At 74.1% G+C, this 25358-nt stretch carries 19 protein-coding genes and 1 pseudogene; 8 read left to right on the top strand and 12 right to left on the bottom strand.

The genetic code is table 11. The annotated features are described in order from the left end of the window. Nucleotides 1-110 precede the first annotated feature (110 nt). On the top strand, nt 111-806 hold the full coding sequence (locus K7G61_RS15775) for a type 1 glutamine amidotransferase domain-containing protein (protein ID WP_225847466.1): 696 nt from the start codon (nt 111-113) through the stop codon (nt 804-806). Between the two features lie 405 nt (nt 807-1211). On the opposite strand, the gene K7G61_RS15780 is transcribed toward K7G61_RS15775, so the two are convergent. Beyond that, nucleotides 1212-2078, bottom strand: coding sequence for a phosphotransferase (locus K7G61_RS15780; RefSeq protein ID WP_225847467.1), 867 nt, complete (start codon nt 2076-2078; stop codon nt 1212-1214). Between the two features lie 275 nt (nt 2079-2353). Then, nucleotides 2354-3238, bottom strand: coding sequence for an NAD(P)H-binding protein (locus tag K7G61_RS15785; RefSeq protein WP_225847468.1), 885 nt, complete (start codon nt 3236-3238; stop codon nt 2354-2356). Between the two features lie 84 nt (nt 3239-3322). Here K7G61_RS15785 and K7G61_RS15790 point away from each other — a divergent pair, with 84 nt between their 5' ends. After that, complete coding sequence (locus tag K7G61_RS15790; RefSeq protein WP_225847469.1) at nt 3323-3883, top strand: TetR/AcrR family transcriptional regulator; 561 nt, start codon at nt 3323-3325, stop codon at nt 3881-3883. 76 nt (nt 3884-3959) lie between these two features. Here K7G61_RS15790 and K7G61_RS15795 read toward each other — a convergent pair whose 3' ends face one another. The 4 genes from K7G61_RS15795 to K7G61_RS15810 all read right to left on the bottom strand — a co-directional run bounded on the left by K7G61_RS15795 (nt 3960) and on the right by K7G61_RS15810 (nt 7618). Beyond that, nucleotides 3960-4418: a VOC family protein gene (locus K7G61_RS15795; protein WP_225847470.1), complete on the bottom strand. Its 459-nt coding sequence runs from the start codon at nt 4416-4418 to the stop codon at nt 3960-3962. Between the two features lie 84 nt (nt 4419-4502). After that, nucleotides 4503-5015, bottom strand: a complete 513-nt coding sequence (locus K7G61_RS15800; protein WP_225847471.1) for a CGNR zinc finger domain-containing protein — start codon at nt 5013-5015, stop codon at nt 4503-4505. Between the two features lie 234 nt (nt 5016-5249). Then, nucleotides 5250-6185, bottom strand: coding sequence for an alpha/beta fold hydrolase (locus tag K7G61_RS15805; RefSeq protein ID WP_225847472.1), 936 nt, complete (start codon nt 6183-6185; stop codon nt 5250-5252). Between the two features lie 410 nt (nt 6186-6595). Beyond that, nucleotides 6596-7618, bottom strand: a complete 1023-nt coding sequence (locus tag K7G61_RS15810) for a MerR family transcriptional regulator (RefSeq protein ID WP_225847473.1) — start codon at nt 7616-7618, stop codon at nt 6596-6598. Between the two features lie 84 nt (nt 7619-7702). On the opposite strand from K7G61_RS15810, the gene K7G61_RS15815 reads away from it, so the two are divergent. Continuing rightward, on the top strand, nt 7703-9310 hold the full coding sequence (locus tag K7G61_RS15815; protein ID WP_225847474.1) for an alpha/beta fold hydrolase: 1608 nt from the start codon (nt 7703-7705) through the stop codon (nt 9308-9310). Between the two features lie 78 nt (nt 9311-9388). Here K7G61_RS15815 and K7G61_RS15820 read toward each other — a convergent pair whose 3' ends face one another. The 4 genes and pseudogenes from K7G61_RS15820 to K7G61_RS15835 all read right to left on the bottom strand — a co-directional run bounded on the left by K7G61_RS15820 (nt 9389) and on the right by K7G61_RS15835 (nt 12105). Further along, nucleotides 9389-9877, bottom strand: coding sequence for a TetR/AcrR family transcriptional regulator (locus K7G61_RS15820; RefSeq protein WP_225847601.1), 489 nt, complete (start codon nt 9875-9877; stop codon nt 9389-9391). A gap of 148 nt (nt 9878-10025) precedes the next feature. Beyond that, nucleotides 10026-10580, bottom strand: a pseudogene (locus K7G61_RS15825) (ABATE domain-containing protein); the annotation flags it as partial. A 63-nt stretch (nt 10581-10643) separates the two neighbouring features. Beyond that, the gene (locus K7G61_RS15830) at nt 10644-11435 is read right to left on the bottom strand and encodes a cytochrome b/b6 domain-containing protein (RefSeq protein ID WP_225847475.1); all 792 of its coding nucleotides are present in this window, start codon (nt 11433-11435) and stop codon (nt 10644-10646) included. Next, entirely contained in the window at nt 11377-12105 is a 729-nt protein-coding gene (locus K7G61_RS15835; RefSeq protein WP_225847476.1) for a molybdopterin-dependent oxidoreductase, read from the bottom strand. Before K7G61_RS15835 ends, K7G61_RS15830 begins: the two co-directional genes overlap by 59 nt. A 636-nt stretch (nt 12106-12741) precedes the next feature. Here K7G61_RS15835 and K7G61_RS15840 point away from each other — a divergent pair. Both K7G61_RS15840 and K7G61_RS15845 read left to right on the top strand, forming a co-directional pair. Beyond that, nucleotides 12742-13587: an alpha/beta fold hydrolase gene (locus tag K7G61_RS15840; protein ID WP_225847477.1), complete on the top strand. Its 846-nt coding sequence runs from the start codon at nt 12742-12744 to the stop codon at nt 13585-13587. A gap of 301 nt (nt 13588-13888) precedes the next feature. After that, nucleotides 13889-14506 (top strand): peptide deformylase, encoded by a 618-nt coding sequence (locus K7G61_RS15845; RefSeq protein WP_225847478.1) that lies wholly within the window; start codon nt 13889-13891, stop codon nt 14504-14506. Between the two features lie 165 nt (nt 14507-14671). On the opposite strand, the gene K7G61_RS15850 is transcribed toward K7G61_RS15845, so the two are convergent. Next, nucleotides 14672-15694, bottom strand: a complete 1023-nt coding sequence (locus K7G61_RS15850; protein WP_225847479.1) for a transcriptional regulator — start codon at nt 15692-15694, stop codon at nt 14672-14674. A 185-nt stretch (nt 15695-15879) separates the two neighbouring features. Here K7G61_RS15850 and K7G61_RS15855 point away from each other — a divergent pair, with 185 nt between their 5' ends. Then, the gene (locus tag K7G61_RS15855) at nt 15880-19902 is read left to right on the top strand and encodes a S8 family serine peptidase (protein WP_225847480.1); all 4023 of its coding nucleotides are present in this window, start codon (nt 15880-15882) and stop codon (nt 19900-19902) included. A gap of 166 nt (nt 19903-20068) precedes the next feature. Here the strand turns inward: K7G61_RS15855 and K7G61_RS15860 are convergent, their stop codons facing one another. Continuing rightward, the gene (locus K7G61_RS15860; protein ID WP_225847481.1) at nt 20069-20965 is read right to left on the bottom strand and encodes an AAA family ATPase; all 897 of its coding nucleotides are present in this window, start codon (nt 20963-20965) and stop codon (nt 20069-20071) included. 522 nt (nt 20966-21487) lie between these two features. Between K7G61_RS15860 and K7G61_RS15865 the strand changes: the two genes are divergently transcribed. Together K7G61_RS15865 and K7G61_RS15870 are read left to right on the top strand one after the other, a co-directional pair. Then, a complete protein-coding gene (locus K7G61_RS15865; RefSeq protein WP_225847482.1) occupies nt 21488-22399 on the top strand; it encodes a Bax inhibitor-1/YccA family protein in 912 nt (303 codons plus the stop codon). A 132-nt stretch (nt 22400-22531) separates the two neighbouring features. Next, on the top strand, nt 22532-25318 hold the full coding sequence (locus tag K7G61_RS15870) for an AAA family ATPase (protein ID WP_225847483.1): 2787 nt from the start codon (nt 22532-22534) through the stop codon (nt 25316-25318). Nucleotides 25319-25358 lie beyond the last annotated feature (40 nt).

Here is a 25358-nt window from a genome sequence, read left to right on the forward strand (position 1 = left end):
CCAGGGTGTCCCACGGGGGCGAGCCGGCCGCCCCGCGCGTGAAGGTGGTCCGGAAGGCGGTTCTGCGACACGGGCAGAGGCCGCGCACCGGACGGCAGGAGTGGTCGGACATGGCGAGGATCCTTTTCGTGGTGTCGGGAGCGACGTACTGGGTGCTCAAGGACGGCACCAGGTACGCGACGGGTTACTGGGCCGAGGAGTTCGCGGCCCCGTACAAGGCCCTGACGGAGGCGGGACACGAGGTCGTGGTCGCCACACCGGGCGGTGTGACGCCGAACGTGGACATGATGAGCCTGCGCCCCTCGATGGCCGGCGGTGAGCAGGGAGCGCTGGAGCTGGAGGCCATCATCCGCTCCGCCGAGGTCATGCGCAGACCGCTGCAGCTGTCGGACGTGCGGCTGGAGGACTACGACGCGGTGTACCTGCCCGGTGGGCACGGTCCCATGTCGGACCTGTGGCTGGACGCCGACGCGGGCCGCATCCTGACGGCGCAGCTGGCCTCGGGCAAGCCGCTGGCGATCGTGTGCCACGCTCCGGCGGCGATTCTGGCCACCCGGATCCACGGCCGGTCGCCCTTCCAGGGGTACCGGATCACCTGCTTCACCGACGAGGAGGAAGAGGCGGTGGGGCTGGCCTCCAAGGCGCCGTGGCTCCTGGAGACGGAGCTGAAGGAGAAGATCGGCGTCGAGTTCAGCCGCGGCGAGATCTGGAAGCCGTACATGGTGGAGGACCGCAACCTGATCACCGGGCAGAACCCGGCATCCGCCGCGATCGTCGCGGAGCGGCTGCTGAAGCTGCTGGCGTAGCACCGCCGCACCGCCGCACCGCCGCCACCGCCGCCACCGCGGCAAGCCTGCAGAACGGGTGGGGCCAGGCCTCGGCCTACGGACTGAACGTCACGAACAATCCGGCCACTCCGGGCATCACCACGACCGGTGGCGTGACCTGGAACAGCTGGTCCGACGTCGCCGCCAGAATCGCCCTCCTGCTGTACAGGACCGCGAGCGTCCCCAACGGTGGCAGCAGTTCGAACTGGTCCCACGACGAACTCTGAACCCCGGAACTCCGAACTCCGGAACTCCGAATCCCGGAACTCCGAACAACGCCCGGGGTTCACCGGCCTTCGCCCCGACGGACGCCCCCGCAGGGCGCTCCGCCGAGGCGAAGGCCGCGTTCGCGCAACGGCCGCACCTGCGAGTGCGCCGGCCGTGCTACCGGCCGTTCAGCCGCTCGTTCAGCGTGTCAAGTGTCGGCCACGGAGGACCATCGCGCAGCGCGAGCAGGAGTGCCTCTCCGAACCGCCTCCCGTTCGGGAACCGGTCGCCGCGGTCCCAGCGCCACGCGGCGACCATCGCGAGGACGAGTTCCCGGCACTCGTCCAGCAGCCCTTGGTCGAGGCCCGGGTAGCGCTCACGGACCGCCTCGGGGACATGGGCGAGATCGAACTCGACCGGTCCGCGGCAGCACGTCTCGAAGTCGATGAACAACGGCCCGTTGTCCGTGCTGAGCACATTGCCCGGATGCGGCTCGCCGTGCAGCAGTTGCTCCGCGGCGCCGCGGTCCTCGATCGCCCGTCGCAGGCCCGCCAGTCTGCCGCCGAGGAAGACGCGGTCCGCGTCGGCGAGTTCCGGCGAGCGTTCCGGGTCGGCGACGATGCCCTCCGCGTACGCGATCCGGTCGGTGAACCGCGGGCCCGCCACATCGACCTCGCGCATGCCGGCGTGCAGCCGCTCAAGCGCCTTGGCGTAATCGGCCGGTGGGACATGACGTGCCGCGGGCTCGTAGTAGGTCCACAGCGTCACGGCGAAGCCGTCGCGCACGTACACGCGTGGGTCCGCCCGCGGCTCCAAAGGACACACCGGCCACCCGCCCTCGGCGAGCCGCCCGGCGAGCTCGACCTCGAACCGCGCGACCTCTTGCCCCGCGTGGGCGATCCGGGCGAAGACGTCGCACGGCGTCAACCGCACGGCCAGCTTGTTGGAGTTGTGGAGCACGACCGCGTCGCCGACCGGCAGGCCGAGTGATGCGGCGACCGACATCGCGGCCGCCACCGCACGAGCGGCATCGGACATCTCCATTCCCCGCACCTTGCCACACCGGCCACCGTCGGTCGCCCCCCATGTGCGCGTCGGGCACGGGTCGCCGGGAGCTCGCACGGCACCGCCGCCGTACCGCCCCGCGGACGGAGGAGCGCGTTCGGCCCTGGGAGGCGGTGTCCGGGCCGCGGATGGACGGGGACCGGCCCGGGACAACGTGGCCGCGGGCGCGCTGTCGGTGCGCCGCGCCGCGGACCCGCCGCCCGCCCGCCCGGCCCCCCGTATCGAACCGTTGAGGAATCGGAGCCCGGCCCGGGTCATGGCGTACGGGCGTCCGCGGCGGGCTTGAGCACCTCCCTGCACCAGGTCCTGAAGTCCGTCGGTGTCGGGTCGGCGCTCGCCCAGTCCTCGTCGTAGATGCCGTGGTCCTGCGCGGCGAACGCCTCGGTCAGGTCCTGGATCGCCTGGTCGCCGGCGCCCTGGGAGCGCAGGAGCGACACGTAGCCGTCCATGCCCATGCGGCGGTAGGCGACCGGACGGCCGAGTTCCTGGCCGATCACCTCGGCCATGCCGTCGGGCGTCAGCCGGTCGGGGCCGAACACCGGTGTGTTCTCCTGCCCGGTCCAGGACAGGTCGGTGAGGAGGCCGGCGGCCACGCCGGCGATGTCCTTGGTCGCGATCGTCGCCAGCGGCAGGTCGCCCGCCCAGGTCAGGTAGAACGCGCCCTGCTCGCATATGGTGTCGAGCTGCCGCAGGAGGTTCTCCATGTAGTACGGCATGGACAAGGCCCGGTAGGCCGCACCCGACCGGCTCAGTACGGCGTCCATCGCGAAGGCCGCCGAGAGAACTCCTGCCGGGTCGGGCCAGCCGTGTCCGGCGCTGGAGACCCCGACGACGTGCCCGATGTCGTGGCGGGCGACGGCTGCTGCTGCTGCCCGGGCGAATCGCAGATAGTGCGCCTGCGCGCTCGGTGCCCGCGGGTTCGGCGGGACGAGCCAGAACAGCGCCTCGGCGCCGGGCAGCGCCTCGTCGAGCACGGCCGGGTCGTCGTGCGGGCCGACGACGGTCTCGACCCGCTCGCGGACCGAGTCGTCCAGGCGCGAGGCGTCCCGGGCGATGACCCGGACCTTCCGGCCCTGGTCGAGCAACCGGCGGATCAGCTGACCGCCGATCTGTCCCGTCGGCGTGGTTACCACGATCATCGAAGCCTCCATAACATGAACCTGAACTCCGGTTCCGAAAATGTAGACGTGGCCTCCCCGCGTCGTCAACTACAGTCAGTGGTCATGACCGCTCCCGAACGCCCGCTGCGCGCCGACGCCCGGCGCAACCGCGAAGCCGTCCTCGACGCCGCCGGCGAGCTTTTCGCCCAGCGGGGCGACGCCGTGCAGATGGACGAGATCGCCGAGCGCGCCGGTCTGGGCGTCGGCACCCTCTACCGCCACTTCGCCGACAAGCAGGCACTCCTGGCGGCGATCATCGGCCGCCGGTTCGAGGCGATGACGGCACTCGCCCGCGCCGCCGACGAGGCGGACGACCCCTGGACGGCCTTCGAGACACTGCTCTACGGCTACCTGGAATCCGCCGAGGCCGACGCCGCGTTCCGCTTCGCCCTCCTCGGCCCCGGGGAACCGCGCTGGACCGACATTGCCGCGGAGAAGACGGACCTCTCGGCGATCACCGAACGCGTCGTGCGCCGCGCCGTCGACGCCGGCCGCCTGCGTGCGGACTTCCACGGCGACGATTTCGTCCTCATCACCCGCGGCGCCATGGCGAACATGACCTGCACCGGCGACTGGCGCAGGCACGTCACGCTGCTGCTGGAGGGCATCCGCCGCGAACGCTGACCGGGCGAACGCGGCGCACGCCCTCGGCGTCCGCCGCCGCCGTCCCCGTTCCCCTGTCCCCGTCCCCCTCCACCGGTCAGGTGAGTTGTTCGGCCAGGGCGAGGACGATGCCGCCGGGGCCGCGCAGGTAGGCGAGCCGGTGGCTGTTCTCGTAACTCACGATGTCGCCGAGGAGTTCGGCGCCGTGCGGTTCGAGGCGGCCCACGACGTCCTGGATGTCGGTGACGGCGAACATGACGCGGTGGGCGCCGAGCGCGTAGACCGGGACGAGTTGGTCGCCGCTCGGGCTCGCCGGCCTGTGGTACTTGGTCAGTTCGATCCGCCCGGAGCCGTCCGGGGTGCGCATCATGGCGATGTCCGTCAGCACGGCGTCGAGCCCGATGAGGCGGTCCACCACGCTGCCCTCCAGCGTTGCCTCCCCCTCCAGCTCCATCCCGAGTTCGGTGAAGAACGCTTTGGCCGCGTCGAGGTCGTCGACGACGACGGCGACGTTGTCCATCCGCTGGAGCGTGCCGCGCTGCCCGGTGCCGGTCATGATGATCTCCTGTGAGCGACTCGTGGTCCTGGTCGTGTCCGCGTCGCGCCGCGGTGCGAGTGCTCCGCGACCGGGGCGGGTCCGTCATCCGGCCGCGGCGGGGTGGGTGCGCTGGTAGTGGCGTCTGGCCTTCATCCTGTTTCCGCACACCGCCATGGAGCACCAACGGGCCTTGTTGGTCTTGCTGCGGTCGAGGAGGAACAGCCGGCACTCCGGGTTGGCGCAGGGCCGCAGCCGCCCCGGCACGGTCGCCTGCAGCGCGCTCCACGCCATGACCGCCTCCACCGCCATCCGTCGCGGCGCGGGTGCCCGCAGTTCCCAGTCGACCCCGGCGGGGGAGACGCGGGGGCGGGAGACGACGTCGTCGAGCAGGGGCGTCAGGGACGTGGCCGGCTGACTGCCGCGTACGACGCCCTGCAGGATGTCGCGCGCCCGCAGCAGGTGGCGCCGCTCCTCCGCGCCGCCGGTGCCGCCGTGCGCCTTCTGCCAGGCCCTGGCCGCCTCGGGGTCCGCCAGCAGGTCCTGGACCAGCCCGTTGACCACCGGAGTGCTGTTCAGCAGCTCCAGCAGCGCGTCCTGCCGCTCTCGGTCGTCCACCCCGCGCGCCTCCTAACCAGGTCAATTCCTTTCACAGGTTACAGCAGCCTGGTTTTGCGCCACCGGGTAGTGGCCGGGCCCGTGCGGCGGCACGACTCCTCGCTGTCGGCGATCCACGTACCGGCGAACCGGACCGGCATGCGTCGGCGCAGCGGTTCGGCGAACGGCATCCGCTCGGGCAGCGGGCCGGAGGCAGGACCCCGGCCGGGGAGGGACAGGTGGGGTGAGGCCGGCTCAGGTCATGTCAGGTTTCGGGCCGGCCGCCGCCGATGTGCGGCCCTCGGGGCGGCCGGGTGCGCTCGGTCGGCCCACGGACCTTTCGAGGAAGCGGCGGATGACGGCGACGGCGTCGTCCAAGTGGCTTTCGAGCAGGAAGTGCCCGCCGTCGAGCAGGCAGATCTCGGCGCCCGGGGCGTCCTGGGCGAAGGCCAGCGCTCCCTCGGGACCGAAGATCTCGTCGTTGCGGCCCCAGACGGCCAGCAGCGGGACCCGGCTGTCGCGCAGATAGGCGTGCAGCTTCGGGTACAGGGGGAGATTGCCGGCGTAGTCGGCGAACAGCGCGAGCTGCACCAGGTCGTTGCCCGGGCGTGACAGCAGCGCGAAATCGTGGTGCCAGGTGTCGGGGCTGACCAGGCTCTCGTCCGGCACGCCGTGCAGGTACTGCCAGCGGGTGACCTCCAGGGTCAGCGCCTGGCGCACCCCCGCCTCGGTCCGGGCGTTCGGCTCCTGCCAGTAGGCGCGCACCGGCTTCCAGAACTCCTCGGTGAGACCCGCCTCGTAGCCGTTGCCGTTCTGGGTGATGATCGCCGTGATGGCGGCCGGGTCCGCCAGGGCCAGGCGCCAGCCGACGGGGGCCCCGTAGTCCTGCACGTACATCGCGTACCGGGTCACCCCGAGCTGATCCAGCAGCCCCGCGGTCAGGTCCGCCAGGGCGTCGAAGGTGTAGTCGAACTCGTCCGCCGGCGGTGCGTCGGACAGGCCGAAGCCCAGGTGATCGGGGGCGATCACGTGGTACCGGTCGGCCAGCGACGGGATGAGGTTCCGGAACATGAACGAGCTCGTGGGGAAGCCGTGCAGCAGCACGACGGTGGGTGCGTCCTTCGGCCCGGCCTCCCGGTAGAACAGCCGCTGCCCGCGGACGGTCGCGTAACGGTGGTGGATGGTCGTCATCTCGTTCTCCGCTCGGTGTCAGGTCGGCCGGCGCCGACATCTAACCGGTATGGCTTCGTTCAGTGGTTACGTGAAAAAGTCAACACGGATCTCTCTAACCTGTCAACCGGTCTATGGCGGTTAGATTGCCTGTGAGGGAAAACGCGAAGGCTTTCCGGCGCCGATGCGGTGTCCCGGCCGGTTGGCACGGCCGGTTCGCACGGCCGGTTCGCACGGCCGGTTCGCACGGCCGGTTCCGGTTCACGGCCGGTTTCGCGGCAGCACCGGCATCTGAGGGCCGAGGAGGTCGAACGGCCGACCGGGACACCGATCACGGATCACCGATCACGGATCATCCGGCGGGGCCTGCCCGGGGGCCGACTCCCGGCACCTGGGCGCCGGACGCGGCTGAGGTGCGCGCGGGGGCGGTCTCAGGCGGAGGGCGCGGTCAAGGCGGTGCTGAGCCAGGTGTGGGCGGCGCCGGGGGTGGCGGGGGATCCGGAGAGCTCAGCGGTCAGGGCCCAGTAGCGGTCGACGCGGGGCTCCGAGGTGAGCAGGACGGCGAGGCGTCGGCGGAAGGCGGGGGTGTCCCGGGGAGTGTCGGGGTGGGCGCGGGCGTGGGCGGCGACGAAGCAGTCGAGCGCGTCGCCGGGGCCGGGCGGGCGGCCGGTGCGTACATGGGGCGCGGCCAGGGCGAACGCCTCCATCAGGCCCGGATAGAGGACCTCGGGCCGCCAGCCGCTGCCGGGGCGGTGGGCGACGGGCTGGCTCTTGTCCGCCTCCGGGCGGATCTCGGCGACCAGCGCGTGCAGCCGCGCGAAGGCCAGCACGTGCGCCGGGGCAGGGTCGGCCGGAAGCTGCGGCACGGCCCGGTCGACGATCCGGTCGGTCAGCGCGGCCGGCAGCCGCGCCGGACGCAGCCACTGCCGCCAGAAGCGGGCCAGCGGGGCCGTGGTCGGCGCCGCCGCCACCGAGGCGACCAGCCCGAGCCGCTGGGCGAGTTCACCCGGCGTCGCGGGCTCGTGCAGCAGACGCAGGGCCGCCTCCTGCCAGCGCAGCACGGCCAGCCGGGAGCCGACCTCGCGCAGTCGGCGGGCGAGGGCGTCTTCCAGGACGGAGGTCTGTGCCCGCGCGGGTACGGCCGGGGGTACGCCGGTGTGTGCGGCCGCGCGGACGCTCCCGTCCGGGCCCCCGGCCGCGTCCCGCGCCGTTTCCTGCGCCTCGTCCTGCGCCGCCAGGACGCGCTCTATCTGCGGCAGTGGCAGGTCCAGGGCGCGCAGGGAGCGGATCAGGCGCAGACGGTCGAGCGCGCCGGGGCCGTAGAGGCGGTGGCCACCGTGGGTGCGGGCCGTCTCGGGCAGGAGGCCGCGGTCGGAGTAGAAGCGGACCGTCTTGACGGTGACACCGGCCAGGGCGGCGAGTTCGCCGATGCTGCACAACCCGTCGCGGGCCACGCTTGAACCTCCCTCCGGGGGAGTTCCTAGCGTACCGGTGAGCAGGTCCCAACGAGGTTCACCGCAGGGTGAGGAGGGGTGTTCATGACATCCACGACGGCGTTCGTACTGGTCCCGGGCGCGCATACGGGCGGCTGGGTGTGGGAGGCGGTGGCCGGGGCGCTGCGGGCGCAGGGCGCGCACGCGTACCCGGTGACGTTGACGGGGATGGGCGAGGGCCACGTGCCCGGCGGTCCGGGGCCCGCGGCCACCACGGGCCCGGGGCCGGACCTGGAGACGCACATCCAGGACATCGTGCGGCTGGTCGACTCGATCACGGCCTCCCGGGTCGTGCTCGTCGGTCACTGCTACGGCGTCCACCCCATGCTCGCCGCCGCCGGGCGGCGCCCGGGGCGGGTCGACCGCCTCGTCTTTGTCGACACCGCCGTACCGGCGGACGGCGCCTTGCCGCTGGAGCTGCTGCCCGACCGGGCGCTGCGGCAGCGGCCGGCCGCCGAGACGGCGGGCGGCGCGACGGTGGAGGCGGCGTCGGCGCAGGACGGTGCCGCGCTGCCCTCCAGGACCCCGGCCGGCGCCGCCGCGCCCCCCGCCGACTGGGCCCGCTGGGGCAGCACCGCCGGTGTCCCCGAGGAAGCCCTGGCCGAACTGGCCCACCGCGCCGTGCCCCAGCCCGCCCGTACTTTCACCCAGCCGCTGCGCACCGGCGAGGCCGCCCGCGGCGTGCCGACCACGGGCGTGCTGTGCACCGCCAACGGGTCGAGCATCGCCCTCGTGCAGTCCCTGGTCCGGCTCGGTGACCCGCGACTGCGGGAACTGGCCGACCCGCGGGTGGGCTTCTTCGAACTGGACACCGGGCACTGGCCGATGCTGTCCGCCCCCGCCGAACTGGCCCGGGTGCTGCGCCGGGCGGCCGCCGGCGAGGGACACCGCCTGACGCCCGCGGGCGAGGAACCGCCCGGGCACCTGCGGCCGTTCCTGCTCGACGTACCCCAAGCGGCCGGCGCCCCCGCCGTCACCCGGGAGCGCGTCGGCAACGTCGACCTGTACATGTCCGGGGACGGCGATCCGCGACCCGCGGTCGTGTTCGTGCACGGCGGCCCCGTTCCGGCGGGCGCCCGGCCGACTCCGCGGGACTGGCCGGTGTTCACGGGGTACGGCCGGCACGTCGCCGCGAGCGGGGGAATCGGGGTCACGTTCGACCACACGCTGCACGACCTGGGGGACTACGAACGGGCGGCCGGCGACGTGGCGGCGGCGGTGGACCTGGTGCGGGTCCACCCGCGGGTGGACCCGGAGCGGGTCGCGCTGTGGTTCATGTCCGCGGGGGGCCTGCTCGCGGCGGACTGGCTGGCCGGACCCCCGCCGTGGCTGCGCTGCGTGGCCGCCTCCTACCCCGTGCTCGCCCCCCTCCCGGGCTGGGGCCTGGCGGACACCCGCTTCCGGCCCGCGGTCGCCGTCCGGAAGGCGGGCCGACTGCCCGTCGTGCTCACCCGGGTCGAACTGGAGCGCCCCGAAATCGCCGCCACCGTAGCGGAGTTCCTCGCCGCGGCCACCGACTGCGGCGCCGATGTCGACGTCATCGACGTGCCGGGGGCCCGCCACGGCTTCGAGTCCTTGGACCACACGGAACCGGCCCGCCGGGCGGTCGAGCGGGGGGTGCGCACGGTCCTGGCGCATCTGCGGTCCTCGTAGGGCCCGACCCGGAGCGCACGACATCGACCCCGGCGGGGAACGGGGTCGTGCGACCGTGCCCGACCCCGGCGGGTGCGGTCAGCGCGCTCCGAGGCCGTTCAGGAAGGTGTCGACGACGAGGTCGGCGGCTTGCGCGGGGCTCAGGTGCGGCATCTGCCGCGCGACGAGGTGCATGAGCTGCGGCAGCAGCGCGGCGGCCCAGCCCTCCGGTGACGCGGGGCGCAGCACGCCCTCGTCGGTGGCCCGTTGGAGGAAGCGGTCGACCTCGCGCCGCGACACCTCACGCCGCTCCCGGACGGCGTCGTCGGCGAGCATGCGGGTGAGGTCGACGGGCCACATGCGGTTGACCGCGATGATGTTCTCCACGTAGCGGTGCAGGGCGACGGCGACGGGCGCCTCGCGCAGCCGCGCGTCCTCGATGGCCCGCTCGATGGCCTCCAGCCGCGACACGTAGATCGCGGCGAGCAGGTCCTCGCGGGAGGCGAACCGCCGGTACACCGTACGCCGGTCCACGCCGGCCTCGGCGGCGATGCTCGCGATGCTCGCGCCCGGATCGGAGGCGAGCATGCGCGCCCCGGTGGTCAGGACCGCTTCCAGGTTGCGCGCCGCGTCAGCTCTCACGCGGCTCAGTGTAGTCGGCGTGAAACATCAGGCGTCTACTGTCCCGCCGATGTGGCGCGGTGGACGGCACGCACCCGAAGGACCGCGCCCCCCAGGCACCGGCGGGCGTGTTCTTCTTGCGGGCGCGGTAGGCGGCGGCTTTGATCTTGTTTCCGCAGGATTCCATGCCGCACCATTGGCGGCGCATGCCGCGGGAGCGGTCGATGTAGACGCGGGTGCATTCGGGGTTGCTGCATTCCTTGAGGAGGGGTACGTCGGGTCCGCTGAGGAGTTCGACGGCCTGGCGGGCGACGGTGGCCAGTGCTTCTTCCGGTGTGGCCGAGGTGCGGCGGCCGTTCGGGGTGAGCTGCGGTACGGCGGCGGGTTTGCGGGCCGCGGCGTTGAGCACGTCCAGGGCCCGCGGCTGGTAGTCCTCGCCGAGTCGGCGGGCGGTGACCAGGCTGTAGATGGCTTCTCGTACGGTCACTGCCTGGTCGACGTCCGCCTGGCGGCTGGGGGCGAGTGCGTCGACGATTCCGGCTTCCAGGTACCAGGCGTCCAGCCGGTCCGGTGCCGCGAACATCTCGAAGCGCGTCGATCGCCTGGCCCGCAGGGTCGCGGCGAAGTCCAGCGCCGGGTGGTCGCAGACGAAGACATGGGTGAGATTCATGTCACCATTTTGACAGGTGATGGTAGGGGCGGCAACGGGCCGCTGCTGACGGGAAGCACGGAATCACCGGCGCGCGGCCCTGGGCTCGGGCCGGCCCGAGGCGCGGCCCTGGGCGGTCCCGCCCTCGTCGGGCCCTTCTGACCCGCCGGGCTCGCCTGGCTCGTCCGCAGCGTCGAGCGTGTCGTCGAGCTCGTCGAACTCGTCGAGCCACTGGGGGTGGTGGCGCCGCGCCCACGCGCGGCTGACGAAGCCGGTGCGCATGCCCGGCGCCGTCTCCGGGTCCGCGTAGGCCTTCCGGACGTGGCCGGCCAGGACGATCACGATCGCCCAGGCGAGGAAGTCGTGGATGAAGATCGCGCTGGTGCGGGAGACGGAAGGCAGCAGGCCCATGAACCACATGAGCAGGCCGGTGGCCATCATCACCAGCACCGCGCCGGCGATCCAGCCCGCGTAGAGCTTCTGGCCGGCGTTGAACTTGCCCGCCGGACGCACCCGCGGCGAGCGCGTACGCCTCAGGGCGGCTCGCAGCCACTGCCGGTCGTACGGCGCGAAGCGGTTCAGCCGCCGCAGGTCCGCCCGGAAGGCGGGGGAGAGCAGGCCGAGGAGGGCCGGCAGCGGCAGCGCGATGCCCGACCACTCGTGCACGGTGACCATCAGGGTCCGCCGCCCGACGAGCTGGGCGAGCGGCCCCAGGTACAGGCAGGCCGCGGTGACCAGGCACAGCAGCATCAGCAGGCCGGTGCTCCGGTGCACCATGCGCTCGGCCCGGCTGAACCGCCGGATCCGGCCCGCGTGTTCAGCCCTGGACGCCGCCGTCGTTCTTGTCCGCTCCGTCGAGCCAGCCGTCGATGTCATAACCACGCTCCTCCCAGTACCCGGGGACGACCGTGTCGGTGACCGAGATGCCGGACAGCCACTTGGCCGACTTGTAGAAGTACATCGGGGCCGCGTACAACCGCACCGGACCGCCGTGCGCATGGCTGATCGGCTTGTCCTGCATCTGCAGGGCCACCAGCATGTCCGGCCGGCGGGCCTGGTCCAGGGTGAGGTTCTCGGAGTAGGCCCCGTCGAAACAGGTGAAGCGCAGCGCCCTGCCCCGCGGGCGCACACCCACCGCGTCCAGCAGGTCCGACAGCCTCACCCCGGTGAAGGGCGTGTTCGGTACCCGCCACCCGTCCGTGCACTGCACGTCGTGCACCACCCGCGTCTGCGGCATCGCCCGCAGGTCGGCCAGCCGCAGCGTCATCGGCCTGTCGACCAGTCCGGAGATCCGCAGCGTGTAGTCCGTCTCGTCCTTGTGCGGTACGGACCCGACGACGCTGTAGTAGCGGAAGCCGCCCGGATTCGGCAGCAGGCCGCTGAGACCCGTCGGGTCGGCCTGCGAGGCCTTGGCCAAGAACGCGTCCCAGCCGCGCTGCAGGGGCGGCGCGGCGGCGAGCCCCGCCACCCCGAGCCCCAGCATGCCCAGCATCGCCCGCCGCCCTACCGGCGGCCCCTCGGCTCCTGCCTTCGGCCGGTCTGCCATCGTCCGCGCTCCTTCCCGGGCCCTGGTGAGCCACATGTGCTCAACGGGCGGACATTCCTCGTGAGCGCCCGTGCCGCACCGCGCGACACCATGACAGTCACTTATTGAACTGGTGACGAGTATTGGCTCTCGCGGGCCGGGCGTCAAGGCGGGTCCGCACCCGCTCCACCTCCCGAGCAGCCGAAACGCCCGTCGGCGGGCCGACGGGCGCCTGCCGGCGGCAGCCGCACGGCACCGCGGTCACCGAACGGGCACACCCGAGGGGGTCGGGCCGGGGGAGGACCGCGCGGACGCCGCGACGTGTCGTGCGCGATGCAGTCGAATGGCTTAGGCGTGCGACGCCGGGCGCGGGTCCGTGGCGCGCCCCACAGCGCCGAATCGGTTCCTGACCAGCCACTTCCCGCGGCAAAGGCCGCAATGCGCCCGGCCGTTCGCCCTCGGTCGCCGGGCTGCGCGGCAGACCGCCGGCGGACCGTCATGTGACGGATGCCACCGGCCCGGCCCGTGGGCGAGGGTGTGGCCATGGCCGCCCACGCGGCCCGTACGACACGTCAAGCACATGACGCATATGAAGCCGTGAAGCATGTGAACACATGTCTTCGGCAACGGCAGTTCCGTCCCAGGAAGGGGTTTTTCGTGGTCAGCATCAAGGGTGTCAAGCGCAAGCGGCTGGTGACGAGCGCGTTCGTGACCGCCGCGGCCGGGGCCGCCGCCTTCGGCACCTTCGCCGTGAGCGCGAACGCGAACGCCGCTGTCCCGGCGCACCCGGTCCACCGGCCGACCATCGTCCTCGAACACGGCGCCTTCGCCGACGCCTCCAGCTGGAACGGCGTGATCGAGAAGCTGCGGGCGGACGGCTACCCGGTCGTCGCCGCCGCCGACCCGCTGCGCGGCCCCGGCGCCGACGCCGCCTCCCTGCGCAGCCTCCTCCACCACATCCAGGGCCCCAAGATCCTCGTGGGGCACTCCTACGGCGGCTCGGTGATCAGCGAGGCCGGGGCGAACGACCCCGAGGTCAAGGCGCTGGTCTACGTCGCCGCCTTCCTCCCGGCCCCGGGCGAGACGGCACTGGGCCTGACGAACAAGTACCCCGGCTCCACCCTCCCCGACGCCCTGGACCCGGTCCCGTTCACGACCCCCGACGGCGCCACCGGCACCGACCTCTACATCCAGCAGGACAAGTTCCACCACCAGTTCGCCGCCGACGTGCCCGCCGACCAGGCGGCCCTCATGGCGGCCGAGCAGCGGCCCATCGCCCAGTCCGCACTGGAGGAGCCGGCCACGGCCGCCGCCTGGCAGAGCAAGCCCAGCTGGGACGTCATCACCACCGAGGACCTCAACATCCCGCCCGCCGTGCAGCGGTTCATGGCCGAACGCGCCCACGCCCACACCACCGAGGTGGCCGCCTCGCACTCCGTCGCGGTCTCCCACCCCGGTCTCGTCGCCCGCGTGATCGAGGAGGCCGCGCGCGCCACCCGGTGATCCGGACCCGGCCTGCCGCATGTCAGCCGCGGCACGCCGGGCCCCGCGACGGCTCGCCCCCCTCGCCGCCCACGAGGCCGAGGGGGGCGAGCCGTCCCCGTACGCTCGACGTCCCCGCCGCCGGCCCCGTCCCGGCCGCACCGGCAGCCCCCCGGCACACACCTACCGGTGGGTGAGCCCGCGTCATACGCCGGCGGGGCCCGCATACCGACGGCGGACGTGCGCCTGGACGGCTGCGGCGCACACACACGCGCGCCCCTGGCAAGCTGAACCCATGGCTGCTTCAACGACACACAGGTCCATGGCCGCTCGCGTCGAGGAACTCCTGGCGCCCGGAGGTGCGCTGCCCATCGTCGCCGCCGGCGATCCGGTGCTGCGGGGCGCCGCCGAGCCGTACGACGGCCAGTTCGACGACGCGCTGCTCGACCGGTTCGTGGCCGCGCTGCGCGAGACGATGCACGCGGCCCCCGGGGTGGGCCTGGCGGCGCCCCAGGTCGGCATCCCGCTGAGCATCGCGGTGATGGAGGACCCGGCCCCCGGATCCCCGGAGGTGCTCGCGGCGCGGGAACGCGCCCCCCTGCCGTTCCGGGTGCTGGTCAACCCCTCGTACCAGGCCGAGGGGGACGCCAAGGCGGCGTTCTTCGAGGGGTGCCTGAGCGTGCCCGGCTGGCAGGCGGTCGTCGCCCGGCACGCCCGGATACGGCTGCGGGGGCAGGACGAGCGCGGCCGCGCGATCGACGAGGTCCTCACCGGCTGGCCGGCGCGCATCGTCCAGCACGAGACCGACCACCTGCGCGGCACCCTCTACCTGGACCTGGCCCTCACCCGGTCGCTGTCCAGCAACGAGGCGGTGGCGGAGCACTGGTCGCAGCCCACCCCCGAGACGGCCGCCCGTGCCCTGGGCTTCGACCTGCCCTGACCGCTCCCGCCGTCCGCGTCGCGCCCGGCCCGGCGCCGCCTGGCAGCCGGCGCCGGGCGGGCGTCGTGTCCGGCGTCCCGGGAGCCGCCGCCGCACGGGGCTCGCCTGACGCCGCGGCAGGGCGCGGCGGGGCGGGGCGCGCACGCGGCAGGCGCGGCCCGCGCGTCATCCGGCCGCGCCGCCGGAGCGCGGGTCGGCCGGCGGCGCGGACTCGTGGAACCAGCCGCGCTGCGCGGCCAGCGCCGCCGCCTGGAAACGGGTGGCCGCGCCCAGGTCGGTCAGCAGCCGGTGGATGCGACGCTGCGTGGTGCGCTGACTCCAGCCCTGGGCACGGGCGATGGCCGTGTCCGTACAGCCGGAACCGAGCAGCGTCAGCAGCGCGCGCGTCTCGGCGTCGGGCCGGCCCGGGCGCTCGTCCGCCGGGCCCGCGCCGGTCAGCGGCGCCGCCCGCTCCCACTCGGCCTCGAACAGCGCCTCCAGCGCCGCCAGCATCGGCGAACGGTGGATCAGGTAGGCCGCCGCATGCCCGCCGGGCGCCAGACTGAACGGGATCACCGCGGCCTGGTCGTCCCCGATCACCAGCTTCAGCGGCAACTGCGCGCGCACCCTGGCCTGTTCGCCGGTCCGTACGCTGGGCAGGATGTCGGTCTCCAGCCGCCCCGGCCAGGCCACCGCCGCCCGGTCGTAGATCACCCGGTGGACGACGCCGACCCGCTGCCGCCGTACCTGCGTGTGCAGGTTGCTGCCGGGACGGTCGACGTACGGGGGCCGGTCGAACGCGCGGACCTGGCGGCGCGAACCGTCGGTGAGCCGGTGCACCGCCGCGCTGATGTCCTCGCGGTCGGTGAGCAGTTCCACCGCGATGTCGGGATCGCTGATGCGCAGCGCCTCGCGGTGGGACTCGGCGAGCCGCCGCACCAGGGAGCGTGCCGCGTCCAGCCGGTGCTCGCGCTCCTGGATGAGCGCGGTGAGCGCGACATCCGGCGCCGCCGCGCTGAAACGCGGCGGGCGGCCCGCGGCCCGCGTCGCGAGCCCGTCCCTGACCATCGCGGACAGCAGCCGCCCCGTCGCGTTCACGGACAGGCCGCACGCGGCGGCAAGTTGCGCGGCGGTGCCGCGCGGCAGACCCACCAAGGCGGTGTACACCCTTTGTGTTTCCGCGGTGAGTCCGACGACCTCGAATTCCATGCGTACTCCGGTCTTTCCTGGCCACCGGCCGCCACCTGGCGGAAGCCGGCCACGCCGCAATCTTGCGCCCCCTGCGCGCCGGTTGGCATCTTCCCCCTGAGACAAGGGGCGTTGTCCTGCGCGGATGCACGCGGGCCCACGTCCCTGTCGCATATGCGCACCTGTTCGCCACCGGAAGGCCTTCCATGCCGCGTGCCCTTGCCAGGGGACCCCGCCCGCCCGCCCGCCCGGCCCGTCTCGCCGCCGTGCTGCTGCTCACCGTGGCCTGCGCCGCGGCCGCCGTGCCCGCCACGGCGGCGCCGCCGCCCGTACGGACCCCGCTCGACACCGCCCCCGCCGGGCAGGCGCCCGCACCGCCCCGGCAGCGCCAAGGCGTGGTGCCCGGACAGGTGCTGGTCACCCTCGACGCGGACACCGCCGTCACCGGTGCGCCGCTGCCCGGCACACGCCTTTCCGCCCGCACCCCGCACACCAGCAGCCCCGCCCTGGACGCGGCGCTGCGCGCGGTCGGCGCCACCTCGCTGCGGCCGCTGGTCGCGCGCACCGACCCGGCGGTCTCCCGCAGCTACGTGGTGCAGACCCGCGAGCACGACTCGGCGTCCGCCGCGCTCGCCCTGCAGCGCGCGCCCGGTGTCGCGTACGCCGAGCCCGACCGCTACGTGAACACCATGAACACCGGGGCCCGGCCGCTGCCGCGCGCCGCGCTCGCGGCGTACCCGCGCACCGCCCCCCGTACGGCCGCCGCGGACGACGGCGCCGACAACGGCGCCGGCGACGGCGCGATACCCGGCAACGCCGCCCTCACCACCTCCTCGCAGGCGCTGCTCAACGCCGGCGGCGTGGACGCGGTCGGCGCCTTCTCCCTGCTGCAGGGCCGCTACGGCCAGCAGCCCGGCACCGGCGAGACCATCACCAACGTCTCCATCGGCGACCTCACCGACCAGTCGATGGCCGACGCGGGCGACGCCTACGTCCAATCGAACGGACCGACGACGGTCCTGAAGGACGGTCAGCGCTACCTCGACCTGCCGTCGATGCCGCTGATCCCGACGTACGTCGCCGAGGACACCGGCGGCCTGGACGGCGCCGCGGCCACCGAGAACCAGGACCCCGCGCTCGACGAGGTGCTGCTCGACTTCGGTGTCATGGCACCGCTGGCCCACGACCGGCAGCGCCCGCAGGCCACCGGCAGCGGCTGGACCGACCTGCTGGGCATCGCCCCCGGCGCCGACTACCGGCTGGTCGTGCCGCAGCAGCCCACCACCGACCGGATCGCCGGCGCCCTGCTGGCCGCCGCCCACCAGTCGCCGCGCCCGGACGTCATCACCGCCAGCCTCGGCTTCGGCACCGACGCGCAGGGCTTTCCCGGCCGCTACCTGGAGGACGACCCGGTGATCCGCGCGGTCGTCGCGTCCATCGTGCGCGAGGGCGTGGTCGTGTCCATCTCCTCCAACGACGGCACCCGGCTGTACACCCCGGCCCCGGTCGGCCCCGACGGCGGCAGCACGCCGACCGACCTGGCCACCGACCCGCGGCGCACCACCACCATCGACGACGACGCGCTGTCCACGACGCCGTCCCTGGTGCCCGACAGCGGCGCGATCGCCGCCGGCGGCAGCACCCTGGACGACACGCTGGCCGCGGGCCCGGGCGGCGACGCCACCACCGCCGAAACCAGGATCAGCGGCTTCGGCTCGTTCTCCTCCGGCTTCGGCAGTCGCGTGGACCTGTCCGCGCCCAGCGACAACGTCCTCGCGTTCTCGCACTCCGCCGGCGGCGGCCCGCAGGACGTGGACGTCTCCCTCAACGGCGGCACGTCCGCCTCCGCCCCGGAGATCGCCGCAGCGGCGGCCGTGGTGCTCCAGTCCGGCCGCCTCGGCGGACACCCGCTCACCCCGGCCCAGGTGCGGCAGATCCTCGTGCGCACCGGCCGCGCCGTCCCCACCCCGCCGCAGATCGACCGCGAACTGCACGTGGGCCCGCAGATCGACGTGGCCGCGGCCGCCCGGCGCGCCCTCGGCGACGCGCCCGGCACCGGCGGCGCGCCCGCGATCGTACGGCTCGCGGTCGCCCACCGCGTCACCATCGGCGGGCTCGGCGGCTCCTTCCTGGAGGCCGGCGACCCGAACCGGATCGACCTCGGCGACCGGGCCTCCGGCGGCACCGGCGAGGGACTGGTCGGGCCGGTCACCTTCGCCGCCGACGTCACCGGACTGACCGGCCCCGCCCGCTACACCCTCACCGTGGGCTCCACCGTCTTCCGCTCCGACTCGCCCGCGATCCGCGTCACCCCCACCCAGCTCCTGACCGCCGCCGGGCTGCCGGTCGCCGCGACCGCCGACCGCCAGGTCACCGTCACCTACCGGGTGCTGACCGACGGCCGCACCCGCGCGGCCACCACCCGTACCCTCACCGTCGGCCCCAGCGACGGCACGTACGCAGAGGCGACCGCGCCGCGCGCCCCGGCCACCGTCGCCGCCGGCCGGCCGGTCACCGTCTCCTACGACCTGACCGGCGTCGCCGGCACGTCCTCGCCGCAGCTCGTGGTGTCCACCGCCGGCCACTGGAACCCCACGCTGGCGCCGCTGTTCACCGCCGCCTGGCACCAGGAACTGACCGCCGCCAAGGGCACGGTGACCATCCCGGCCGACGCCTTCACCGGCGGCGGGCTCTACGGCATCGGCATCGCCCAGTCCGGCTTCGGCGGCAACCCCAAGAACGTCGTGTACGGCGAGTTCGCGCCGGTCCGCGTGGTCGGCGGCGCTGCCTCGGACCGGCCGGCCGCGCCGCTGCTCACCGGCGTGGACCCCGTACCCGGCCACACCGCGGAAGCCACCCGCGCCGCATCCGGGTTCACGCTGCGCTACGACGTACGGCAGGTGCCGGGGGCGCGCGGCGCGGAGGTGGAGTTCTCCTCCCCGGCGCCCACCCGGTTCGGCTCGCTGAACACCTTCACCAACGCCAACGGCACCCGCCTCGACGACGACGGCGTCGACAGCCCCTCGGTGCTCCACCGGGTGCTCGCCGGCACCTCCGGCTCGGTGCGCATGGACGCGGCCGCACTCGGCCTGACCGGCTCGGACCTGTACGGGGTGCGCCTGCTCGCCCTCGACCGGGACGGCCGGATCACCGGGCAGGCGTCCCCGGTCTCCTCGCTGGCCTTCGACGACGGCCTCGCCCCCGGCAACGCCACCGTGAGCGGCTTCGCCGCGGCCGGCGACCACTCGGTCGCGGCCCTGGCCCTGCCCTCGGGCGGCTCGCAGGTCCGGCACTACGCGACCGCGACCGGCGGCTACGGCGCCGTCATCACCTCCGACCCGGTCCCCGGCTCGGACTACGAGGTGGTGGGCGCCACCGCGGACCGGGTGCTGCTCGCCCACCGCACCGCGCCCGGCGGCGACGTGCGGTTCGAGACGTGGGACACCGCCACCGACACGCTCGTCGGCACCGCCGCGCCGGCCGCGGGGGACACCTACGTCACCGGCCGGGTGGACACCGTCCACCGCCGGGGCGACCTGCTCCTGCGGGACGCCGGCAAGGCCGACCAGGTGCTCACGGTCGACCTGGCCACCGGAACCGCGGGCGAGCCGATACCCGCCGATCCCGCACAGACGCCGGCCGGCACGTACGGCCTGCTGGCCGTCGACTCCTCCACCGGGCAGGTCTTCCTGGCCAAGCAGGCGGGACCGTTCAACTGCCTCGGCTCGGTCACCGTGGCCCGGGTCGACCCGGTCGCGCGGACCGTGGCGCCCGCCGGCACGGCCTCCGGCTGCGGCCACGGCCTCGCCTCGGACGGCTCGGGGTCGCTGTACGACCTGTCGGCCACCGAGATCAGCGTGAACATCGTCCCGACCGGGGTGCTCGGCGTGCTGGACGAACCGACGGGCACCGCCACCGGCTCGGTCACCGTCCGGCTGGGCAAGCCGTCCGGGCTCGCCGTGGACGGCCCGCACCACATCGCCGTCGTCTCGTACCCGACCCCGGTCGGCACCCCCTACTTCGGGGCTGGCATGTACGTCCCGGACAACAACGCCACCGGCCGGCTCGTGGTCGTGGACCTCACCACCGGCACCGTGATCCGCACCCTGCCCGGCTTCTCGGTGGGCACCCACGGCGGAGCGGAGAACGCGATCCAGCTCGACCCGGCGACGCGGACCGGCTGGACCTTCGGCCCGGACGACGCGCAGATCCAGCAGTTCTCCTATTAGTCCGGATACGGGGTCAGCCCGGATACGGGGTCAGCCCGGATACGGGGACGCGCGGGCCGGGACGGGAGACCGTCCCGGCCCGCGCACGGCTCGTGCGAGGGCGCGGCCGGCAGCGGGCCCTGACCGGTCTCGTGCACCTTCGCCCTCGGACTCCTCGCGCCTGCCCTCAAGGGGCGTCGTCGTCCGCGTCGAAGGCGGCGAGCGCGTCGCGCAGGGCCGCCAGCAGCAGGAGTTCCCGGCTCGCGGCCGGCAGACTGGTGACACGCGTGGCGAACAGCCCCTGCAGCCGGTCGGTGAGGGGCAGGACGGCGGGCATCGCCGCCGGCGTCGTGCGCTGTTCGCGGGTCAGCGCCGCGGGCAACTCCACCAGCGCGAGGGGGTTCCCGCGCGCCTCGGCAGCGATCCGGCGCCGCACGGACGGGGGGACATCCGGGTGCGCGCGGCTCAGCAACGTGGCGGACGCGGCCTCGTCCAGCGGTCGCAGGCGGTGCTCGGTGAGGCCGCCGGCCTCGAAGAAGCTGTCCGAGCCGCTGCGGCAGGCGGCGAGCAGGCCGATGTCGCTGCCGACCAGCCGCCGCGCCACGAAACCCAGTACCGAGGTGGTCGCCCGGTCCAGCCACGGCACGTCGTCGACCAGGAGCAGCAGCGGCGACCGCGCGGCGACCGCCCGCAGCAGGAGCAGGACGGCGGTGGAGGTCAGCAGGCGGTCGGGCGCCGGCCCGCTGCCGACGCCGACCGCGACGCGCAGCGCGTCACGGTGCAAGGGGTCGAGGACGTCGAAGGAGTCGAAGAGCGGGACGAGCAGCTGGTTGAGACCGGCGAAGGCGATGTCCGCCTCGAACTGGACGCCCGCCGCCCTCAGTACGCAGACCCCGCGCTCGGCCGCGTCCGCCGCCACCGCGTCGAGCAGCGCGGTCTTGCCCACCCCCGCCTCGCCCGTCAGCAGCAGGGCCGCGCCCCGGACCGCCGAGTCGTCGAAGAACGAGCGGACGAACTCCAGGTCCGCCTCCCTGCCGATCGGCGGCGTGGCGGCGGGACGCAGCGGGAGGTGCCTATAGTCCACCGGACTGCCTCCCACGGCGCAGGCGCGAGGAGAGCGCGATACCGCCTCCCGGCCCTCGGTGCACTGACGTTCGACTCCTCGTGTCATGCGACCACCCGCCCGCAAGGAATGTCCGGATTTCCGCGGTCACGCGGGCCGCGGGCGCGGTGTCCCGCGGCCGGACGGTCGACGCGGCCGCCGTTCCCCCGCTCCGCGCGGCGCTTCGTCCGGGCGCGGGCGCCCGCCGGGCACCGTCGAATGACCGATGCGGTACGCGGCCGCGCGCGGCAGCATGGTGGTGCCCACCCCGGGCAGTCAGGTGTGACCCCACCGGACACGTGCCGGACACGTGCCGGGCGGGAACGGCCGGGCAGGGTGTCCGCCACGTGTGTCCCCTGTGCGTCCTGTGCATGTGCATCGTGTGTGCTCCGTGTGTGCGCCGTGGGTGTCCTGGGTGCCGGGTCGGGCACGCCGGCCGCCACCCGGCGGTCGGCGGTGGCATGGGGTGGGCGGCGGGCGTCCGACGAGAGGAGATCCGACGTGATGGGTGTCGAGCAGCGTGCGCTGGGAAGCAGCAATCCGGTGCTGGCCCGGCACGGGCACAAGCGCGGGAGCGGGCGGAAGACCGCCGCGTGGGATCCGCCGGCCGAGGTCCGCGTGGGAGCCCGCCGGATCGGAGCGGACGAGGCCGCGCGCCATGGCGCGGACCATGGCGCGGACCAGGTCCACCGGCCTTCGGCCGGCCCGTCGCCGAACCGGGTCGGCGACCTGATGACCATGGACGCCGTCACCGTCCGCACGGCCCCGGCACTGGCCACGGCCCTGCTCGCTGCGGTCCTGACCTGGATCGTTCCGCCGGTCGACCCGCAACGCTCCGGTCTGTCGTACGCTGTCGCCTGCGTCGCCGGTCTGCCGGCCGCGCTCCTGGTGGTCCTCCAGTGCCGCGGGCTGCGGCCGTCGCCCGCGCTGGTGTTCCCCTTCGCCGCGTCCGAGGGCGCCTTCCTCGGCCTGCTCGCGAACACCGCCTCGGCGCAGGTCGCACCGGGTGTCTTCGACCACCTCGTCCTCGGCACCATGGCGGGCTGCGCGGGCGTGGTGGCCGCCTACCGCCTGCACCTGATCCGGGTGGCCCGCCGCCCCCGCGGCTACGTACTGGCCGGGCAGATGGGCATGGTGTTCCTGATGGCGGCCGACACGCTGTTCTCCGTCCTGACGCGGACGGACGGTCTCGGCTTCCGCGGCGGCGCCCTCGGCGTCCTCACCGGGCCGGCGGGCCTCGTCCTCGGCACGTCCTTCGCCGTACTCCACTTCCGGCAGGTCGAGGAAGGCATCAACCACGGCACGGCCCGCCGGAACACCTGGGGCGTGGTGTTCGGACTCGCCTTGACCCCGGCCTGGCTGTACGTGGAGACCTTGCGCCTGTTCACGCTCGTGGAACCGGAGGACCTGTACTGAACGGGAGCCCGGACGCGGCCACCGGGAAGCGGCCGCCGAATCCCTGCGTACGCGCGTGCGAGCACGCGGCCACCCGGCCGGGGCCGGTGTACCGTGTGGAAAGGCGCACGTCGCAGCAGGGAAGGAAGCCCGATGAACGCCGTGGACCGCCCGGTCCGCACCGTCCCGGAGCGGTTGATCGGCAGAGACGGGGACCTGGAGTTCATCAGATCCCACTTCAACGGCTCGCCGGTCCACGGTGCGGCGCTGCTGCTGTCGGGCGAGGCCGGCATCGGCAAGACCGCTCTGCTCAACGCTGTGGCCGCCGAGGCGGCGCAGGCAGGCGACCGGGTGCTGCGGGCGAGCGGTGTGGAGTTCGAGGCGGACATCGCGTACGCGGGCCTCAACCAGCTCCTCGTCCCGCTCTTCGACTCCTTCGACCGGCTCGAACCCGCCCACCGGGACGCGCTGCGCGTCGCGGTGGGCATCGGCGGCGGCCCGCCTCCCGGCCGTCTCCTGGTCTCCACCGCGACCCTGCTGCTGTTGCGTCTGATGGCCGAGGACAACGCGCTGCTCGTCGTGGTCGACGACCTGCCGTGGATGGACCGGGCCACCCTCTCGGTTCTCGGCTTCGTCGCCCGGCGGCTCGTCGGCAGCCGCGTCGGCTTCCTCGCGGCCTCCCGGCTCGCCTCGGACAGCTTCTTCGAGTCGAGCGGTCTGACCGAGTACCGCCTGGGTCCGCTGGACGACGCGTCGTCGGCCGAGCTGCTCGTCCGCACGTATCCCGGAATGTCGCCGGCGGTCCGCCGCCGCCTCGCGTCGGAGGCACGGGGCAATCCGCTCGCCCTCGCGGAGCTGCCCGCCGCTCTCGACGGCGACCAGCTCGCGGCCCGGGTGGGCCTGCCGTCCGTACTGCCGCTGGGCGAGCGCCTCCAGGCGCTGTTCGCGTCCCGGGTGGCGGAACTGCCCGAGGCGACCCGGGACATGCTGCTCGTCGCCGCGCTCGACGGGACCGGCGACCTCAGCACGATCGAGGCCGCCGTGGCGGGCCGGGCCGGCGTGCGGGACCTCGGTCCCGCCGAGCACGACCGGCTGGTCACCGTCTCCGGCGAGCCGCGGCGGCTGTCGTTCCAGCACCCGCTGATCGGCTCCGCGGTGGTGGCACAGGCGGGCGCGGCGGACCGCCGATGGGCGCACCAGGCGCTCGCCGACGTCACGCACGACCGGCCCGAACGCCGCGCCTGGCACCTCGGCGAAGCGACGTTCGCGCCGGACGAGAACGTCGCGGCCCAACTGGAACAGGCCGCGCGGCTGTGTCTGCGGCGCGGCGACGCGATCGGCGCGATGACGGCGCTCACCCGTGCCGCCGGGCTCAGTCCCGCCGCGGCCGACCAGGGGCGGCGGCTGGCGGAGGCCGCCTACATCGGCGTCGACGCGGGCGGTGAACTGGCGGGCGCGTCCCGGCTGCTGGCCGGCTCCCGACGGGCCGATCCCACCGGCCGCGGGTCCCTGTACGCGGCGGCGGCCGCTTCCTTCCTGCTCATCAACGAAGAGGGCGACATCGACACCGCCCACAGGCTGCTGGACGGCGCGATCGAGGCCGGCGACCACGGCTACGACGCCCGCGACCCGGCTCTCGTCGAGGCTCTGTTCACCCTGTCCATGCTCTGCTTCTACAGCGGTGAGCCGGGCAAGTGGCAGTCCGTGCTCCGGGTCCTGGACCGGCTCAGCCCCGCGCCGCCCGAGCTGCTGTGGGCGTGCATGCAGACCTACGGCGACCCGGCCCGCACCGGCGCCGCGGGAGTGCGGGTCCTCGACAGGCTGCTGACCGACCTCGGCAGCGACCCGAACCTCCTCCTGCGCATCGGCACCACCTCCGCCTTCGTGGACCGGCTGGCCGCGTTCCGGGAGGCGAACGAGCGCCTGGCCGAACGCGGCCGGTCCGGCGCCACCCCGGTCCGCTGGCATCTGGCGGCGCTGATGCACCTGTGCCTGGACTACTACGCGGCGGGCCGCTGGGCCGAGGCAACGAGCCTGGCGGACGAGGGCCTCGTCCTGGTGCAGGAGCACGGCTACCGCTTCTTCGCCTGCTGCTTGCAATGGGTACAGGCCCTCGTGGCGGCGGCCCGGGGCGACATCGCGGTGAACGCCGCGCTGGCCCAGGAGATCGTCACGTGGGCGTCCCCCCGCGGAGCCCACGGCGTGGCGCGCTTCGCCGACCACGCGAGGGCGCTGGCGGCGGTGGGCAGTGGCGACTTCGAGACGGCGTACCGGTACGGTGCGGCGCTGAGTGCGCCGGGGACGATCGCGCCGTACGTTCCGCACGCGCTGTGGGGCACGATGGATCTGGTGGAGGCGGCCGTGCGCACCGGCCGGGACGCGGAGGCCGCCGCGCACGTGGCGGCGATGCGGGAGTCCGCGATGGGCGCGCTCTCCCCCCGCCTGAACATTCTGCTGCTGGCGTCCGAGGCCCTCACCACCCCCGGCGACGAGGCGTTCGCGCTGTTCGACCAGGCGCTGGCCCAGCCCGGGCATTGGCCCTTCGAAACCGCGCGCGTCCACCTCTTCTACGGCGAACGCCTGCGCCGCCGGCGCGTGACGAGGCGGGCTCGTGAGCACCTGTCCGCGGCGCTGGAGGCGTTCGAACGCCTCGGTGCGGCCCCCTGGGCGTCCCGTGCGGCGGCCGAGCTGCGCGCCGCGGGCCACACCACGCCGACCGCCCCGGCACCCGGGCGCGTGTCGCTGACGGCTCAGGAACGGGAGATCGCGACACTGGCCGCCACCGGGCTGACCAACAAGCAGATCGCCGAGCGGCTGTTCCTGTCCCACCGGACCGTCGGCACCCACCTGTACCAGATCTATCCCAAACTCGGCATCACCTCCCGGGCCGCGCTGCGGGACGCGCTGACCGCCCTCGACCCGCCACAGGACGACGGCTGACACCCGGCGCCCGTGCGCTCGCCCGGTACGCACCGCAGGC

This window comes from Streptomyces sp. HPF1205 (assembly GCF_020400825.1).
GTDB lineage: Bacteria > Actinomycetota > Actinomycetes > Streptomycetales > Streptomycetaceae > Actinacidiphila.